A 14,280-nucleotide genomic window follows, 5' to 3' on the forward strand; every position below is an offset into this window, starting at 1 on the left:
GGTGCGGGTCGTGGTGTGGGGCCGGGCTGCGCCGCCCCGGGGGGGCGGGCCGGCGCTGCCCGGCGTAGCCGCCGGGCGGGCGCGTCGATCGCGCGGGTGCCCTGCATCCTCACCGATCCTTCGGGTCAAGGGCGTCGCGCAGCCCGTCGCCCACGAAGAAGAAGCCGAAGAGCGTCAGGCAGAAGAACAGGAGCGGAAAGGCAAGCTGCCAGATCGTGCCGTAGGCCATGGTCGACGCGCCCTGCGAGATCAGTGCGCCGAGCGAGGTCAACGGCTCCTGCACGCCGAGGCCGAGAAACGAGATGAAACTCTCCGTCAGGATCATCAGCGGTACCAGAAGCGTCGCGTAGACGGCGATCACCCCCAGCAGGTTCGGCACGATGTGGCGGCGGATGATGGTCACGCCCGAGACGCCCGTCGCTCGCGCCGCCTCGATGAACTCGCGGTTCTTGAGGCTGAGCGTCTGGCCCCGGACGATCCGGCTCATCTCCAGCCAGGAGATCAGGCCGAGCCCGACGAACAGCGCCGTCATCGACCGGCCGTACATCACCAGGATCAGGATCAGCACGAACATGTACGGTATCGCCATCAGGATATCGACCGCGCGCATCATCGCCGCGTCGACGCGTCCGCCGACATATCCCGCCGTCGCGCCGTACATCGTGCCGACCACCACCGCGACGAGCGCGCCGACAAGGCCCACCATGAGCGACACCTGCGTGCCCTGAACGGTGCGCGCGTAAAGATCGCGGCCAAGCTCGTCCACGCCGAAATAATGCCCGTTTTCCAGCGACGGGCCGCCCTCCTGCGCGACGACGCCCATGACGTTGTAATCGAGCTCTTCGTTGGACCACTGGGCGAGGTATCCGCCGAAGAGGGCGAAGAGCGTGACGAAGACCAGAAGGACCAGCCCCACCATCGCCGCCTTGTTGGACAGGAAGCGCCGCCGCGCATCGGCCCAGAGCGAGCGGCCCGCGACCTCGTCCTCGCCCATCCGTTCGGCGATCGCTTCCATGCGTTCGGAATCGTAGACCATGGGCTCAGTACCGGATCTTGGGGTCGATCCACCCGTAAAGGATGTCGACCACGAGGTTGAACAGGATCGTCAGCGTGCCCATCAGGATCGTCACCCCCATCATCACCGCATAGTCGCGGTTGAGCGCCGAATCGACGAAGGCCTTCCCGATGCCGCCGGTGGAGAAGTAGACGTCCACCACCACGGACCCGGTGATCATCCCCACGAAGGCCGGCCCGAGATAGGAGATCACCGGCAGCATCGCGGGTTTCAGCGCATGGCGCAGGATCACCCGCCGCTCGGGCAGGCCCTTGGCCCGCGCCGTGCGGATATGGTTCATGTTCAGCGTCTCCAGCATCGAGGACCGGGTGATCCGCGCGATGGAGGCCATGAACGATGTCGACAGCGCGATCACCGGCATGACCAGGTATTCCCACTGGCCGCCCTGCCAGCCGCCGCCCGGCAGCCAGCCGAGCCAGAGCGTGAAGGTCAGCACCAGGATCGGGGCCATCACGAAGTTCGGCAGCACCTGCGCGCCGATCGAGACGCCCACCGCGAAATAATCGAGGACGGAGTTCTGCCTGATCGCCGCAACGACGCCGAGCGTGACGCCGACGACCACCGCGACGATGAAGGACAGTATCCCGTAGGTCAGCGTGACCGGAAAGCCCTGCGCGATGATCTCGTTCACCGTGCGGTCCTTGTAGATGAAGGACGGGCCGAAATCGAACTCGGTCACGATGCCCCAGATATAAGTGAAGATCTGGCGCCAGAGCGGCTGGTCCAGCCCGTACTTGGCGTTGAGGTTCGCCAGCACCTCGGGCGGCAATTCGCGTTCGGACGTGAACGGCCCGCCGGGCGCGGCGTGCATCAGCACGAAGGACACCACGATCAGGATAAGGAGCGTCGGCACCGCGATGGCAAGACGCTTGAACGTATAGGACAGCATGGGCGGCTCCCCGGAGGCTGGGCGACGCGGCGGTGAAGCGGTCAATCGACGGAAGGTAGCGCGGTGCGGCCGGCTGGCAGCCCCGCGGGCGGGGCCGGAGCGGGGCGCCCGGGCAGGGGCGCCCCGTGCGGCGTCACTCCGCCATGCGGTAGAGGTCCTTGCCGTACCAGGTCTGCATCACGTTCTCGGTCGGGATGCCGCCGATCTCGGGGCTCAGCATGTCGACGTTGGCGTAATGGTAGATCGGGATGATCGGCATTTCCGCGGCCAGGATGCGCTCGGCCTCCTGGTACATCGGCAGCGGATCCTCGGCGGTCTTCGACTCCGCCATCACGGCGTCGTACTCGTCGTTGAAGAACTCGCCGTTGTTGTGGCCCGAATACGAGGTGAAGAGGTCGAGATAAGTCGACGCCTCGTTGTAGTCGCCGCACCAGGCATAGCGCGCCAGGTCGAAATCCTGGCTCTGCATGCGGTCGGTATGCACCTTCCACTCGTAGTTCGACAGCGTGATGTTCACGCCGATGGCCTTGAGCATCTGGCTCGCCGCGATGGCGATCTTCTTGTGGTCCTCGGACGTGTTGTACTGCAGCGACAGCTCGAGCGGATCGTCGGGGCTGTAGCCGGCCTCTGCCATCAGCTCCTTGGCCTTCTCGAGCCGTTCCTCCTGGCTCCAGTCCGCCCAGTCGAGGTCGGGGCGTTCGAATCCCGCGGTAGCCCAGTGGGTCCAGTTGTAGCTTGGCTCCTGGCCGCCCTGGAGGATGCGGTCCACGATGATGTCGCGGTCGATGGCATAGGCCAGCGCCTTGCGCACGTTGACGTCGTTGAGCGCCTCGGGGCCCTTGTCGCCCACGTTCATCATGTAGATGTAGCTGCACGAATATGGGGTGGAGGTCGCCTGGTCGGGATATTCCTCCTTCAGGCGCGGGAACTGGCCGGCCGGAATGTCGACGCGGTCGAGCTCTCCGGCGAGGTAGCGGGTCAGCGCCTGGTTCACGTCGTTGATCGTCAGCGCGGTGAGGTTTTCCATCACCACGTTCTCGGCGTCCCAGTAGGTGCCCGACTTGGACATTTCCACGCGCTCGCCCAGGATGTGCTCATCGAGGACGTAGGCGCCGTTGCCGACCATGTTCTCGGGCCGGGTCCAGTTGTCGCCGTGCTCCTCGATCGTCGCCTGATGCACCGGGAAGGTGGAGGCATGCACCACCATCTGCGGGAAGTAGGGCAGGGGCGTGGTGATCGTCACTTCGAGGGTGTGGTCGTCCACGGCGCGCACGCCGAGTTCCGATGGCTCCACGTCGCCGGCGATGATCTCGGCGGCGTTCTCGATCTGCATCAGCTCCATGTACCAGGCGTATTCCGACGCGGTCGCCGGATCGGCAAGGCGCTGCCAAGCATAGACGAAATCGCCGGCGGTGACCGGATCGCCGTTCGACCATTGCGCATCCTCGCGCAGGGTGAAGGTGTAGGTCTTCTGATCGTCGGACACCGTGTGATCGGTCGCGACGCCGGGCACCAGCGCACCCTGCGCGTCCTCGTTGTAGAGCCCCTCGAAGAGGTTGCGCAGGATGTCCGAGCCCTCGACGTCGGTGTTGATCTGCGGATCCATCGACTTGATCGCGTCGAGCAGCCAGAACGTGTAGCTCTGCTCTTCGGCCAGTTCCACGCCCTCGGGCACGGGGTTGTCGGCAAGGGCGGGGCTTGCGGCGAGAAGCGCGACCGCGGACGCGGCGAGGCTGTGTTTCAGCACGGGTGTCATACCTCCGGATAGAATTATGGCCCGGGTCGGTTGCCCGCCCGGAATGATCAAATTTGACGGACGAAGGGGGGAGGGCTTCAAGCCTATCGTTGCGGAAGGCGGGTTTGCGTACGTGTATCGGCCAGAATTTGCCTACCGCGTAGGTTGCGTGCAAGGGGAACGGCAGCGCTGCCGTCAGGCGCTTTTACGATCATGACGCGAGACGGGGGCTGCGCTTGGCAAATGTTGCGAATAGCGATTCGCGGTCGGCGGCTTTCCTGCCGAGTGACCCTTGGACCCTCGGTCGGTTCTTGCATGCGCGTCTCCGGACGTTCGTTCGTTGGGCATTTCGAATTTTTGCAACTTGTTGAAAGTAGATAAAATTCGTTGCGCGTTGACTTGCGCGGGGCGCTCCGATACCAGACCGGCGGCGTTAGCGGAAACGAGGAGCAGGCACGTGCGGGTGATGGTCAAGATCAGCGGCGAGGCCTTGGCCAGTGGTGCCGCCGGCGTCTTTTCGGACGATGCGATTTCGGCGGTCGTGAAGGAGATCCTGAAGCTGCAGGACACCGGGGCGGAGGTTGCCTGCGTCATCGGCGGTGGCAACATCTTCCGCGGCTCGGTCTCTTCGGACTGGAACATCGAGAGGGTCGAGGCCGACAACGTCGGCATGCTCGGCACCATCGCCAACGGCATCCTCCTCCGCGCCAAGATCGAGGCGACCTCCGATATCGAGGTGCGCCTGATGTCGGCGCTCACCATTCCCCAGATCGGGGAGCCCTACATCCGCCGCCGCGCCCAGCGGCACCTCGAGAAGCGGCGGATCGTGCTTCTGTGTGGCGGCATCGGAGAGCCGTACCTGACCACCGACTACCCGTCGGTGCAGCGCGCGATCGAGCTCGACTGCGACTGCGTGCTGGCGATGAAGAACGGCATCGACGGCGTCTATGTCAGCGATCCCCGCAAGGATCCGGATGCCAAGCTCTACAAGACGCTGACCTTCGAGAAGGCGATCAAGGATCGGCTGACCTTCATGGATCACGCCGCTCTCGTGCTTGCTCAGCAGCACCGGATGCGCGTTCACGTGGTCGGCTTCGACGAACCCGGCGCGGCCGGACGCGTGCTGAACGGCGAACAGGTGGGCACCACCATCACCGACGACGGCGGCGTGACCTTCTACGAAGACGCCTGAGTGGCGCGCGCGGCTTTGCCGCGATAGGGTCCGGCGGCACGGTCCGGGATCTCCCCACATGCACGACGGCCTGTCCGCCGAACCTCTTCCGACCGCGATCCGCGATGCGCTGAGCACACCGGCGCCGCGCGCCACGCGCTTCATCGTCACGATCTACGGCGATGTGGCCGAGCCGCGGGGCGGCACGCTTGCGATGGGCACGCTGATCGAGACCTGCGCGGCGCACGGCATTTCCGAAAGCCTTGCGCGGACAGCAGTGTCGCGGCTCGTCGCGTCGGGACGGCTCGACGGCGAGCGCGTCGGCCGGCGCAGTTTCTATCGGCTCACGGACGCCGCGCGGGCGGAGTTCCGCGCCGCGGCGCGGCTCTTCTACGATCCCTGGTCGGAGGCGCGCGGCTGGCTCTTCGCGCTGGGGGAAGCGGCGCTGCCGGAGGATCTGTCGTCTGTCGCCTGGGCGCGCATCGCGCCCGACCTCGCGCTGGCCCCCGACCGGCCGGACGTCACCCGGCCCGATGCGCCGCTTGTCGCCGGGACAGCGCTGACGGGGCAGGCGCCCGTGGCGTTCGCCGCCGCGCACTGGGATCTCTCCGGCGTGGGCGAGGCCTATCGCGCCTTCCTGCGCCGCTACGCGCCGGTCGCCGCCGCGCTCGGCTCCGGGCCACTGCCGGAGGCTGAGGTCTGCCTCGCACTTCGCCTGCGGCTCGTCCACGCTTACCGCCAGGCGGTTCTGTCCGATCCGCGCCTGCCGGTCGGGACGCTGCCGCGCGACTGGCCGGGGCCGGAGGCTCGCACGGTTTTCGCGACTGCCTATCTGAGACTGGCGGAGATGGCGGACGCTCATATCGGGGCCAGCTTCGTCGACGCCGGCGGCGCGCTGCCCGCGGAGACGGACGCGACGCGCGCGCGTCTTGCGAGCCTGCGCCGGGTGCTCGCCCCGGCAGCGGGCCCCGCGCGCTGAAAGCGTCACGCCAAATCGGATATCCGTACTTTAAGTGTGACGTCTCGTGCGTTATGTTCTTAGCAACGGCACCCCCGGCAGGAGGCACCCCATGTACGCCCAGATGGTGAAATCCGAACCCACCGATCGCGATCCGACGCCCGAGGAGCAGGCGTTCCAGGCGCGCATCGACGCGGGCGAGAAGATCGAGCCGAAGGAGTGGATGCCCGAGGGCTACCGCAAGACGCTGGTGCGTCAGATCGGCCAGCACGCGCATTCCGAGATCGTAGGGCAGTTGCCCGAGGGCAACTGGATCACCCGCGCCCCGACGCTGGAGCGCAAGGCGATCCTGCTGGCCAAGGTGCAGGACGAGGCGGGCCACGGGCTCTACCTCTACTCGGCCGCCGAAACGCTCGGCATCAGCCGCGACGAGATGTTCGAACAGCTTCATTCCGGCAAGGCGAAGTATTCGTCGATCTTCAACTACCCGACGCTGACCTGGGCCGATATCGGCGCGATCGGCTGGTTGGTGGACGGCGCGGCGATCATGAACCAGGTGCCGCTCCAGCGGACGTCCTACGGGCCCTATGCCCGCGCGATGGTCCGCATATGCAAGGAAGAAAGCTTCCACCAGCGTCAGGGCTACCACATCATGATGAAGATGGCCCGCGGGACCGACGCGCAGCGCGAGATGGCGCAGGATGCGCTCAACCGGTTCTGGTTCCCGTCGCTGATGATGTTCGGCCCGTCCGACAAGGACAGCGTGCATTCCAAGCAGTCGATGGCCTGGAAGATCAAGATCAACACCAACGACGAGCTGCGCCAGCGCTTCGTCAACGAGACCGTGCCGCAGGCGGAGTTCCTGGGTCTGACCGTGCCCGACCCGGACCTTGCCTGGAACGAGGAGAAGGGCGGTTACGACTTCTCCGAACCGGACTGGGACGAGTTCTACGAGGTGCTGAAGGGCAACGGCCCGTGCAATCGCGAACGGCTCGGCGCCCGCGTGACGGCATGGGAGGACGGCGCGTGGTTCCGCGAGGGGCTGACGGCCTACGCGGAGAAGGCGGCGACGCGGCGCGCGGCCTCGGCCACCGCGGCGGAGTGAGCGGCGCGCCCCACCGGGTGCATTTGCGGGCCGGGAGAGGCCCAACCTGAGGAGGAGACGATGCGCAAGGAATGGCCCCTCTGGGAGGTCTTCATCCGTTCGGCCCACGGGCTGAACCACCGTCACGTGGGCAGCCTGCACGCCTCCGACGCGGAGACCGCGATCCGCAATGCCCGTGACGTCTACACCCGCCGCAAGGAAGGCGTGTCGATCTGGGTGGTGAAGTCGGCGGACATTACCGCCACGGCCCCGTCCGAGAAGGGACCGCTCTTCGATCCGGCGGAGGACAAGGTCTACCGTCACCCGACCTTCTACGACATCCCCGACGACGTGGAGCATATGTGATGCCCTCGCTGCCCGACATGGCGACGCCGAACGTGACGGAGCTTGCCGCCGGCAGGCGCGGCGCGTCGCGCGACATGCTGGCGGAGGTGCCGGACCTCAAGCCGGCGTTCTTCGAATGGCTCTGCCGGATGGGCGACACGACGCTGATCCTTGGCCATCGGCTGTCGGAATGGTGCGGGCACGGGCCCGCGCTCGAGGAAGACATCGCCATCGCAAACACCGCGCTCGACCTCATCGGGCACACGCAGATGTGGCTGAACCTCGCCGGCGAGGTGGAGGGGCAGGGCCGGTCGGCCGACGATCTGGCCTATCTGCGGGACGCCATGCACTTTCGCAACGCGCTGCTTGTCGAGCTGCCGAACGGCGACATCGGCCGCACGCTGATGCGCCAGTTCCTGTTCGACGCCTGGCACCACGAGATGCTGGGGCGGCTCGAAGGCTCCGCCGTCACCGAGGTCGCGGAGATTGCGGCGAAGGCGAAGAAGGAAGTCGCCTACCACCTGGACCGGTCCAGCGACCTTGTCGTGCGGCTCGGCGACGGGACGGAGGAGAGCCACGCCCGGATGCAGGACGCGCTCGATATCCTCTGGCCCTATACCGGTGAGTTTTGCACCGGCGACGCGGTGGACGCGGCGGTGGCCAAGGCCGGCATCGCCCCGCGCCCCGAGGATCTGCGCGCGCCCTGGCTCGCCTTCGTGGGCGAGGTGCTGGAGGAGGCGACGCTGGACATGCCGCAGAACGGCCATGCCCAGAAGGGCGGCCGGCAGGGGCGGCACACGGAGCACCTGGGCTATCTTCTGGCCGAGATGCAGTTCCTCCAGCGCGCCTATCCGGGGGCGGAATGGTGACCGAGACGCTGCCCGACACCGCCACCGTGCGCGCCTGGCTGGACGAGGTGCCAGACCCGGAGATCCCGGTGATCTCCGTCACCGATCTGGGCATCGTGCGCGACGTGGGCTGGCAGGGCGACACGCTCGTCGTGGGCGTGACGCCGACCTATTCGGGCTGTCCGGCGGTCGCCGTGATCGAGTTCGAGATAGAGGCGCATCTGCGCGCGCGCGGCATCGAAGAGGTGCGCATCGAACGGCGCCTGTCGCCGCCCTGGACGACCGACTGGCTGACCGACGCGGGCCGCGAGAAGCTGCGCGCCTACGGCATCGCGCCCCCGGTGGACGGCACCGCGCAGGACGTCTCCACCTTGCGCGCGGCGCGGATGGCGGGGGGGACGAACCTCGTCGTGGAATGCCCCCGCTGCGGGTCCGGCGCGACCGAGAAGCTCAGCCAGCACGGCTCCACGCCCTGCAAGGCAGCCTATCGCTGCCACGAGTGCCTCGAGCCCTTCGACTACTTCAAGTGCATCTGAGAAAGACGGGGAGCCTGATGTCTGCCGCAGCGTTCAAGCCTGTTCGACCGGTCCAGGAGGGGGTCTGATGGCCCGCTTCCACCCCCTCACCGTCACCGACGTGCAGAAGACGACGCGCGACGCCGTGGTCGTCACGCTGACGCCCGGCGAGGCGGACGCGCCCGCCTTCGATTTCACGCAAGGCCAGTACCTGACCTTCCGGCGCGATTTCGACGGGACGGAGCTGCGCCGCTGCTATTCGATCTGCGCCGGGCTCGACGACGGGGCGCTGCGCGTCGGGATCAAGCGGGTGGATGGCGGCGCCTTCTCGACCTGGGCGAACGAGGAGCTGCGCCCCGGCGACACGCTCGACGCGATGCCACCCATGGGCAGTTTTCACACGCCGCTCGATGCCTCTGCCGACCGCCACTACCTGGCCTTCGCGGGCGGGTCGGGGATCACGCCGGTCCTGTCGCTTCTGCGCACGATCCTCGCGCGAGAGCCGGGCGCGCGCTTCACGCTGGTCTTTGCCAACCGGCAGGTCGGCTCCATCATGTTTCGCGAAGAGATCGAGGATCTCAAGAACACCTATCTGGGGCGCCTGTCGGTGATCCACATCCTCGAAAGCGAGGCGCAGGAGATCGACCTTTTTTCCGGCCGGATCGACGCGGAGAAGATGGAGGCGCTGTTCACCCACTGGATCGACGCAGGCGATATCGACACCGCGTTCATCTGCGGGCCCGAGCCGATGATGCTGACCATCGCCGACAGTCTGAAGGCGCACGGGCTGCCAGAGGACCGCATCAAGTTCGAGCTCTTCGCGTCCGCCCAGCCCGGCCGTGCGAAGACACGCGCGGTGTCGAAAGAGGCGGCGGCCTCCGGCGCGGTCTGCGCAGTGCAGGTGACACTCGACGGCACGACGCGCAGCTTCGCGATGCCGCGCGACGGCACGGTGCTGCTGGATGCCGCGCTCGACAGCGCGCTGGATGCGCCGTTCTCCTGCCGCGCCGGGGTCTGTTCCACCTGCCGGGCCAAGGTGCTTCAGGGCGAGGTGGAGATGGAGACGAACCACGCGCTCGAGGATTACGAGCTGCGCGCGGGCTACGTGCTGACCTGCCAGTGCGTGCCGCTCTCGGACACGCTGGTGGTGAGCTACGATGAGTGAGCCACGCGGGGCTACGGGCGTCGCGCCGCGCATGCAAGGCGCCGCGGCGGCGGCCCTCGTCTGATACGGGAAAGGACCGGTCCAATGCTCAAGAGCGCACCGCGCCGACTGGAAAGCTACGTCTCGGGCGCGTGGCGTCCCGGCGCAGGCGAGGGGGCAGAACTGCTCGATGCCGCGACCGGCACCGCCGTCGCGCGGATCGGCGCGGACGGGATCGACCGCGCCGCCGCGCTTGCCCATGCGCGCGAGGTTGGTGGGCCGGCGCTGCGGGCCCTGACGCTGCACCAGCGCGCACTGATGCTGAAGGAGATCGGCCTTCGGCTCATGGACGGAAAGGAGGAGTTCTACCTCGAGAACTTTCATACCGGGGCGACGCGCAAGGACGGCTGGATCGACATCGACGGCGGCATCGGCACGATGCTGACCTTCGCCTCGCGCGCCAGGCGCGAGTTTCCGAACGCCCACGTGATCCCGGAAGGCCCGGTCGAGCAGCTCTCGCAGGACCAAAGCTTCTCGGCCCAGCACATCCTGACGCCGCGCCCCGGTGTCGCGATCCACATCAACGCCTTCAACTTCCCCGTCTGGGGCATGCTGGAGAAGATCGCGCCGTCGCTCATCGCCGGGATGCCGTGCGTGGTGAAACCCGCCTCCCAGACAGCCTACCTGACGGAGTTGGTGGTGCGGCGGATCCTCGGGATGGGCGTTCTGCCGGAAGGCGCGCTCCAGCTTCTTTGCGGCTCGGCAGGCGATCTTCTCGACCATGTCGAAGAGGCGGACGTCGTCACCTTCACCGGCTCCGCGGCGACGGGTCAGAAGCTGCGCGTGCATCCGACGATCGTCGCCCGTTCGGTGCCGTTCACGATGGAGGCCGACAGCCTCAATTGTTCGATCCTCGGCGCCGATGCCGGGCCGGGCACGCCGGAATTCGACCTTTTCGTGCGTGAGGCGGTGCGCGAGATGATTGTGAAGGCCGGGCAGAAATGCACCGCGATCCGCCGGCTGATCGTGCCCGAGGCGCATGCCGACGCGGTGTCCGAGGCGATTTCGGACCGGCTCACGAAAACTGCTGTGGGCCTTCCCGATGACGAGACCGCGCGCATGGGCGCGCTGGTCAGCCGCGGCGACCGCGACGGGGTGCGCGCCCGGATCGCGGAGCTTCAGGCAGAGGCGGAGATCGTCGCCGGAAACCCCGGCGAGGTGCGCGTCGTGTCCGGCGATCCCGACCAGGGCGCCTTCCTCAACCCTGTCCTGCTGCGCTGCGCCGCGCCGCTGACCGCGCGCGCCGTGCACGACGTGGAGGCGTTCGGCCCGGTCGCCACGCTGATGAGCTACGACGCCCCCGAAGAGGCGGTGGCGCTGGCGCGGATGGGGCGCGGATCGCTCTGCTCCTCGCTTTTCACGAACGATCCGGGCACGGCGCAGGCGATGGTCGCCGGCATCGCGCCGTTTCACGGCCGGGTGTTGATCGGCAACCGCGCCTCGGCGAAATCGTCCACCGGTCATGGCTCCCCGCTCGCGCCGCTCGTGCATGGCGGGCCGGGCCGCGCCGGCGGCGGGGAGGAGATGGGCGGCATGCGGGGCGTGAAGCATTTCATGATGCGCACCGCGGTGCAGGGCGCGCCGCACCTTCTGACCGCCGTCACCGGCCAATGGTCGGACGGCGGCGCCACGGATCGCGGCACCCATCCTTTCCGCAAGTCGCTGGGCGAGCTGCAGCTGGGCGATCAGCTTCTGACCGAGGCGCGCACCATCACCGAAGATGACACGGAGCATTTCGCCCGCTTCACCGGCGACACGTTCTACGCCCACATGGACGAGGCCGCCGCGCAGGCGAACCCGTTCTTCGAGGGGCGCGTCGCGCACGGCTACCTGATCGTGTCCTTCGCGGCGGGCCTCTTCGTCTGGCCCGATCCGGGGCCGGTGCTGGCCAACTACGGCATCGACAACCTGCGGTTCCTGACGCCGGTCTATTTCGGAGACACGCTGCAAGTGCGCTTGACCTGCAAGGAGATCAATCCGCGCGAAGAGGCCGAACATGGCGAGGTGCGCTGGGATTGCCTCGTCGCCAACCAGCACGGCGAGACGGTGGCGCAATACGACGTGTTGACGATGGTGGCGAAGAGCTGGACCTGAGCGGTCAGCGCAGACCGCGCACGCCGTCGAGGATCAGCGCCGTGGCGAGGTCGGCATAGCTGTCGCGGGTGATCGGCCCACCATCGTGGAACCACATGTAGACCCAGTTCATCATCCCGAAGAGCGACATGGTGACGGGCATCAACCGCTTCTTCTCGCCTTCGTCGAGCCCGGGATGCACCTCTGCGATCACCTCGGAGAAGCGCCGCACGATGCGCCGCTCGATGGCGCGGATCTCGGCCTGTTCGACCGCGGGCAGCTGCGCGTTGAGCTGTACATTGTGGAAATCGTCGGCACCGCGATAGGCCTCCAGCACCGTGCCGACTAGGCCGCGCAGCCGCTCTTCGGGCGGCGCGGCCGGATCGTCGGCGGTCTCCAGCGCGGTGTCGAGCGCCTCCAGATGCGTGGAGATGATCGCGAAGATAAGCGCGTCCTTCGACGGGTAGTAGTGGTAGAGCAGGGACTTCGACACGCCCGCCGCGCTCGCGATCTGCGCCATCGACGCGCGTTCCATCCCCATGGCGGCGAAGACGCGCGCGGCCTCCACCAAGAGGCCGTGGCGCTTTGCGTCGAAGTCGCGGGCGCGCGGGCGGGCCATCTCAGCCCGGCTCGCGATTATCGACGACGCGCCGCGCCTTGCCCTCGGACCGCGCGACGCCGGACGGTTCGTGCACCTCGACCGTCGCGGTGACCCCGATCACGGACTTGATGTGCTCCGCCAGGTCCCGGCCAGCCGCAGCGCGCGCCTCGGGCGCGGCATGGGTCGCCGTCGCCTCGGCGTGCACGATCATCGTGTCCATGCGACCCTCGCTGCGCAGCTCGATCTGGAAATGCGGGGCGAGGCCGGCGCATTTCAGCACCTGTTCCTCGATTTGCGTCGGGAAGACGTTCACGCCGCGCAGGATCATCATGTCGTCCGACCGGCCGGTGATCTTCTCCATCCGCCGCATGGAGCGCGCGGTACCCGGATGCAGGCGTGTGAGGTCGCGCGTGCGGTAGCGCACGACCGGCAGCCCTTCCTTGGTGAGCGTGGTGAACACCAGCTCCCCCATCTCGCCGTCGGGAAGGACCTCGCCGGTCTCTGGGTCGATCACCTCGGGGTAGAAGTGATCCTCCCAGATATGCAGGCCGTCCTTGGTCTCCACGCATTCCTGGGCGACGCCGGGGCCCATCACCTCGGACAGCCCGTAGATGTCGACGGCGTGCATGTCGAAGGCCGCCTCGATCTCGAGGCGCATGGCGTTGGTCCAGGGCTCCGCCCCGAAGATGCCGACCTTGAGCGAGGACTCGCGCGGGTCGATCCCCTGAGCGCGGAACGCATCGAGGATCGACAGCATGTAGGACGGCGTGACCATGATGATGTCGGGCCGGAAATCGGTGATCAGCGTCACCTGCCGTTCGGTCATCCCGCCCGACACGGGCACCACGGTGCAGCCGAGCTTCTCCGCCCCGTAATGCGCGCCGAGCCCGCCGGTAAAGAGCCCGTAGCCATAGGCGACATGCGCGATGTCGCCCTGCCGGCCGCCCGAGGCGCGGATCGAGCGGGCCACGATGTCCGCCCAGCGGTCGACATCGCCCTGCGTGTAGCCCACCACAGTCGGCTTGCCGGTCGTGCCCGAAGAGGCATGGATGCGCGCGATCCGATCGCGCGGGACGGCGAACATGCCGAACGGGTAGGCGTCGCGCAGGTCCTGTTTCGTCGTGAACGGAAACCGCGCGAGATCGGTGAGCGAGGTGAGGTCGTCCGGATGCACACCCGCCGCGTCGAACTTTGCGCGGTAGACCGGCGCGTTGTCGTAGGCATGACGCAGCGACCATTTCAGCCGCTCGAGCTGCAGCGCCGCGATCTCGTCGCGGCTGGCGATCTCGATGGGATCGAGGATCTCCTTCGGCGGGGTCAGGTCCAGCATCATGTCTCCTCCCTTGGATCGGCGGGGAGCACCCCGGCGATGTCGCGGCCAAGCTCGCGCGACTGCCCGCGGAACTCCGCGATCACGGTGCCGTCCTGCCGCGCGATGGTCACGTCGTAGAGCCCCGAGCGCCCGGCCAGCGCCACTTCCCGCGCGGTGGCGGTCAGCGTCTCCCCCACCGGGCCGGGGCTGAGATAGGTGATGGTGTTCGACTGCGCGACGGTCACGCGGCCGTAGCTGTTGCAGGCGAAGGCGAAGGCGCTGTCGGCCAGCGTGAAGATGTAGCCGCCGTGGCAGATGCCGTGCCCGTTCGCCATGTCGCCCCGCACCGTCATGGTCAGCACCGCCTCGCCCGGCGCGATGCGCAGGATGTCCATGCCGAGCGCCTGGCTCGCGCGGTCGGTGCGCCACATCGCCTCGGCGCTGGCGCGGGCGACCTCTTCGGGCGTCAC

14 protein-coding genes are annotated in these 14,280 nt (G+C 67.6%); 8 read left to right on the top strand and 6 right to left on the bottom strand.

The window, feature by feature from the left end; translation table 11 throughout:
- Positions 1 to 109 precede the first annotated feature (109 nt).
- The 3 genes from F3H57_RS18160 to F3H57_RS18170 all read right to left on the bottom strand — a co-directional run bounded on the left by F3H57_RS18160 (position 110) and on the right by F3H57_RS18170 (position 3,720).
- The gene (locus tag F3H57_RS18160; RefSeq protein WP_223163132.1) at positions 110 to 1,015 is read right to left on the bottom strand and encodes an ABC transporter permease subunit; all 906 of its coding nucleotides are present in this window, start codon (positions 1,013 to 1,015) and stop codon (positions 110 to 112) included.
- Between the two features lie 25 nt (positions 1,016 to 1,040).
- The gene (gene oppB / locus F3H57_RS18165; protein ID WP_149757677.1) at positions 1,041 to 1,964 is read right to left on the bottom strand and encodes an oligopeptide ABC transporter permease OppB; all 924 of its coding nucleotides are present in this window, start codon (positions 1,962 to 1,964) and stop codon (positions 1,041 to 1,043) included.
- Between the two features lie 133 nt (positions 1,965 to 2,097).
- Positions 2,098 to 3,720 (bottom strand): peptide ABC transporter substrate-binding protein, encoded by a 1,623-nt coding sequence (locus tag F3H57_RS18170; protein WP_149757679.1) that lies wholly within the window; start codon positions 3,718 to 3,720, stop codon positions 2,098 to 2,100.
- A gap of 445 nt (positions 3,721 to 4,165) precedes the next feature.
- On the opposite strand from F3H57_RS18170, the gene pyrH reads away from it, so the two are divergent.
- The 8 genes from pyrH to paaZ all read left to right on the top strand — a co-directional run bounded on the left by pyrH (position 4,166) and on the right by paaZ (position 11,918).
- On the top strand, positions 4,166 to 4,891 hold the full coding sequence (pyrH, locus tag F3H57_RS18175; protein ID WP_149757758.1) for a UMP kinase: 726 nt from the start codon (positions 4,166 to 4,168) through the stop codon (positions 4,889 to 4,891).
- Positions 4,892 to 4,949: 58 nt separating this feature from the next.
- Positions 4,950 to 5,849 (top strand): PaaX family transcriptional regulator C-terminal domain-containing protein, encoded by a 900-nt coding sequence (locus F3H57_RS18180; protein ID WP_149757681.1) that lies wholly within the window; start codon positions 4,950 to 4,952, stop codon positions 5,847 to 5,849.
- A gap of 91 nt (positions 5,850 to 5,940) precedes the next feature.
- Positions 5,941 to 6,933, top strand: coding sequence for a 1,2-phenylacetyl-CoA epoxidase subunit PaaA (gene paaA / locus F3H57_RS18185; RefSeq protein WP_149757683.1), 993 nt, complete (start codon positions 5,941 to 5,943; stop codon positions 6,931 to 6,933).
- Between the two features lie 60 nt (positions 6,934 to 6,993).
- On the top strand, positions 6,994 to 7,278 hold the full coding sequence (gene paaB / locus F3H57_RS18190) for a 1,2-phenylacetyl-CoA epoxidase subunit PaaB (RefSeq protein WP_149757685.1): 285 nt from the start codon (positions 6,994 to 6,996) through the stop codon (positions 7,276 to 7,278).
- Positions 7,278 to 8,126: a 1,2-phenylacetyl-CoA epoxidase subunit PaaC gene (gene paaC / locus F3H57_RS18195; protein ID WP_149757687.1), complete on the top strand. Its 849-nt coding sequence runs from the start codon at positions 7,278 to 7,280 to the stop codon at positions 8,124 to 8,126. The genes paaB and paaC overlap by 1 nt, the downstream gene beginning before the upstream one ends.
- The gene (gene paaD, locus F3H57_RS18200) at positions 8,120 to 8,641 is read left to right on the top strand and encodes a 1,2-phenylacetyl-CoA epoxidase subunit PaaD (protein WP_149757689.1); all 522 of its coding nucleotides are present in this window, start codon (positions 8,120 to 8,122) and stop codon (positions 8,639 to 8,641) included. The genes paaC and paaD overlap by 7 nt, the downstream gene beginning before the upstream one ends.
- Positions 8,642 to 8,708: 67 nt before the next feature.
- Positions 8,709 to 9,785, top strand: a complete 1,077-nt coding sequence (gene paaE / locus F3H57_RS18205) for a 1,2-phenylacetyl-CoA epoxidase subunit PaaE (RefSeq protein WP_149757691.1) — start codon at positions 8,709 to 8,711, stop codon at positions 9,783 to 9,785.
- An 84-nt stretch (positions 9,786 to 9,869) separates the two neighbouring features.
- Positions 9,870 to 11,918, top strand: a complete 2,049-nt coding sequence (gene paaZ, locus F3H57_RS18210) for a phenylacetic acid degradation bifunctional protein PaaZ (RefSeq protein ID WP_149757693.1) — start codon at positions 9,870 to 9,872, stop codon at positions 11,916 to 11,918.
- Between the two features lie 4 nt (positions 11,919 to 11,922).
- On the opposite strand, the gene F3H57_RS18215 is transcribed toward paaZ, so the two are convergent.
- Genes F3H57_RS18215 through paaI form a run of 3 tightly spaced genes read right to left on the bottom strand, consistent with a single transcriptional unit; the run spans position 11,923 to position 14,280 of the window.
- Positions 11,923 to 12,516, bottom strand: coding sequence for a TetR/AcrR family transcriptional regulator (locus F3H57_RS18215; RefSeq protein ID WP_149757695.1), 594 nt, complete (start codon positions 12,514 to 12,516; stop codon positions 11,923 to 11,925).
- 1 nt (position 12,517) lies between these two features.
- Positions 12,518 to 13,828: a phenylacetate--CoA ligase PaaK gene (gene paaK / locus F3H57_RS18220; RefSeq protein ID WP_149757760.1), complete on the bottom strand. Its 1,311-nt coding sequence runs from the start codon at positions 13,826 to 13,828 to the stop codon at positions 12,518 to 12,520.
- Positions 13,828 to 14,280, bottom strand: a complete 453-nt coding sequence (gene paaI / locus F3H57_RS18225; protein WP_223163129.1) for a hydroxyphenylacetyl-CoA thioesterase PaaI — start codon at positions 14,278 to 14,280, stop codon at positions 13,828 to 13,830. Before paaI ends, paaK begins: the two co-directional genes overlap by 1 nt.

This window comes from Roseivivax sediminis, from assembly GCF_900112685.1.
Taxonomy (GTDB): domain Bacteria; phylum Pseudomonadota; class Alphaproteobacteria; order Rhodobacterales; family Rhodobacteraceae; genus Roseivivax; species Roseivivax sediminis.

Bases quoted from the DNA above. Each gene is read 5' to 3' on its own strand.
- F3H57_RS18160 (WP_223163132.1), bottom strand. From the start codon at position 1,015: ATGGAAGCGATCGCCGAACGGATGGGCGAGGACGAGGTCGCGGGCCGC.
- oppB (WP_149757677.1), bottom strand. From the start codon at position 1,964: ATGCTGTCCTATACGTTCAAGCGTCTTGCCATCGCGGTGCCGACGCTC.
- F3H57_RS18170 (WP_149757679.1), bottom strand. From the start codon at position 3,720: ATGACACCCGTGCTGAAACACAGCCTCGCCGCGTCCGCGGTCGCGCTT.
- pyrH (WP_149757758.1), top strand. From the start codon at position 4,166: ATGGTCAAGATCAGCGGCGAGGCCTTGGCCAGTGGTGCCGCCGGCGTC.
- F3H57_RS18180 (WP_149757681.1), top strand. From the start codon at position 4,950: ATGCACGACGGCCTGTCCGCCGAACCTCTTCCGACCGCGATCCGCGAT.
- paaA (WP_149757683.1), top strand. From the start codon at position 5,941: ATGTACGCCCAGATGGTGAAATCCGAACCCACCGATCGCGATCCGACG.
- paaB (WP_149757685.1), top strand. From the start codon at position 6,994: ATGCGCAAGGAATGGCCCCTCTGGGAGGTCTTCATCCGTTCGGCCCAC.
- paaC (WP_149757687.1), top strand. From the start codon at position 7,278: ATGCCCTCGCTGCCCGACATGGCGACGCCGAACGTGACGGAGCTTGCC.
- paaD (WP_149757689.1), top strand. From the start codon at position 8,120: ATGGTGACCGAGACGCTGCCCGACACCGCCACCGTGCGCGCCTGGCTG.
- paaE (WP_149757691.1), top strand. From the start codon at position 8,709: ATGGCCCGCTTCCACCCCCTCACCGTCACCGACGTGCAGAAGACGACG.
- paaZ (WP_149757693.1), top strand. From the start codon at position 9,870: ATGCTCAAGAGCGCACCGCGCCGACTGGAAAGCTACGTCTCGGGCGCG.
- F3H57_RS18215 (WP_149757695.1), bottom strand. From the start codon at position 12,516: ATGGCCCGCCCGCGCGCCCGCGACTTCGACGCAAAGCGCCACGGCCTC.
- paaK (WP_149757760.1), bottom strand. From the start codon at position 13,828: ATGCTGGACCTGACCCCGCCGAAGGAGATCCTCGATCCCATCGAGATC.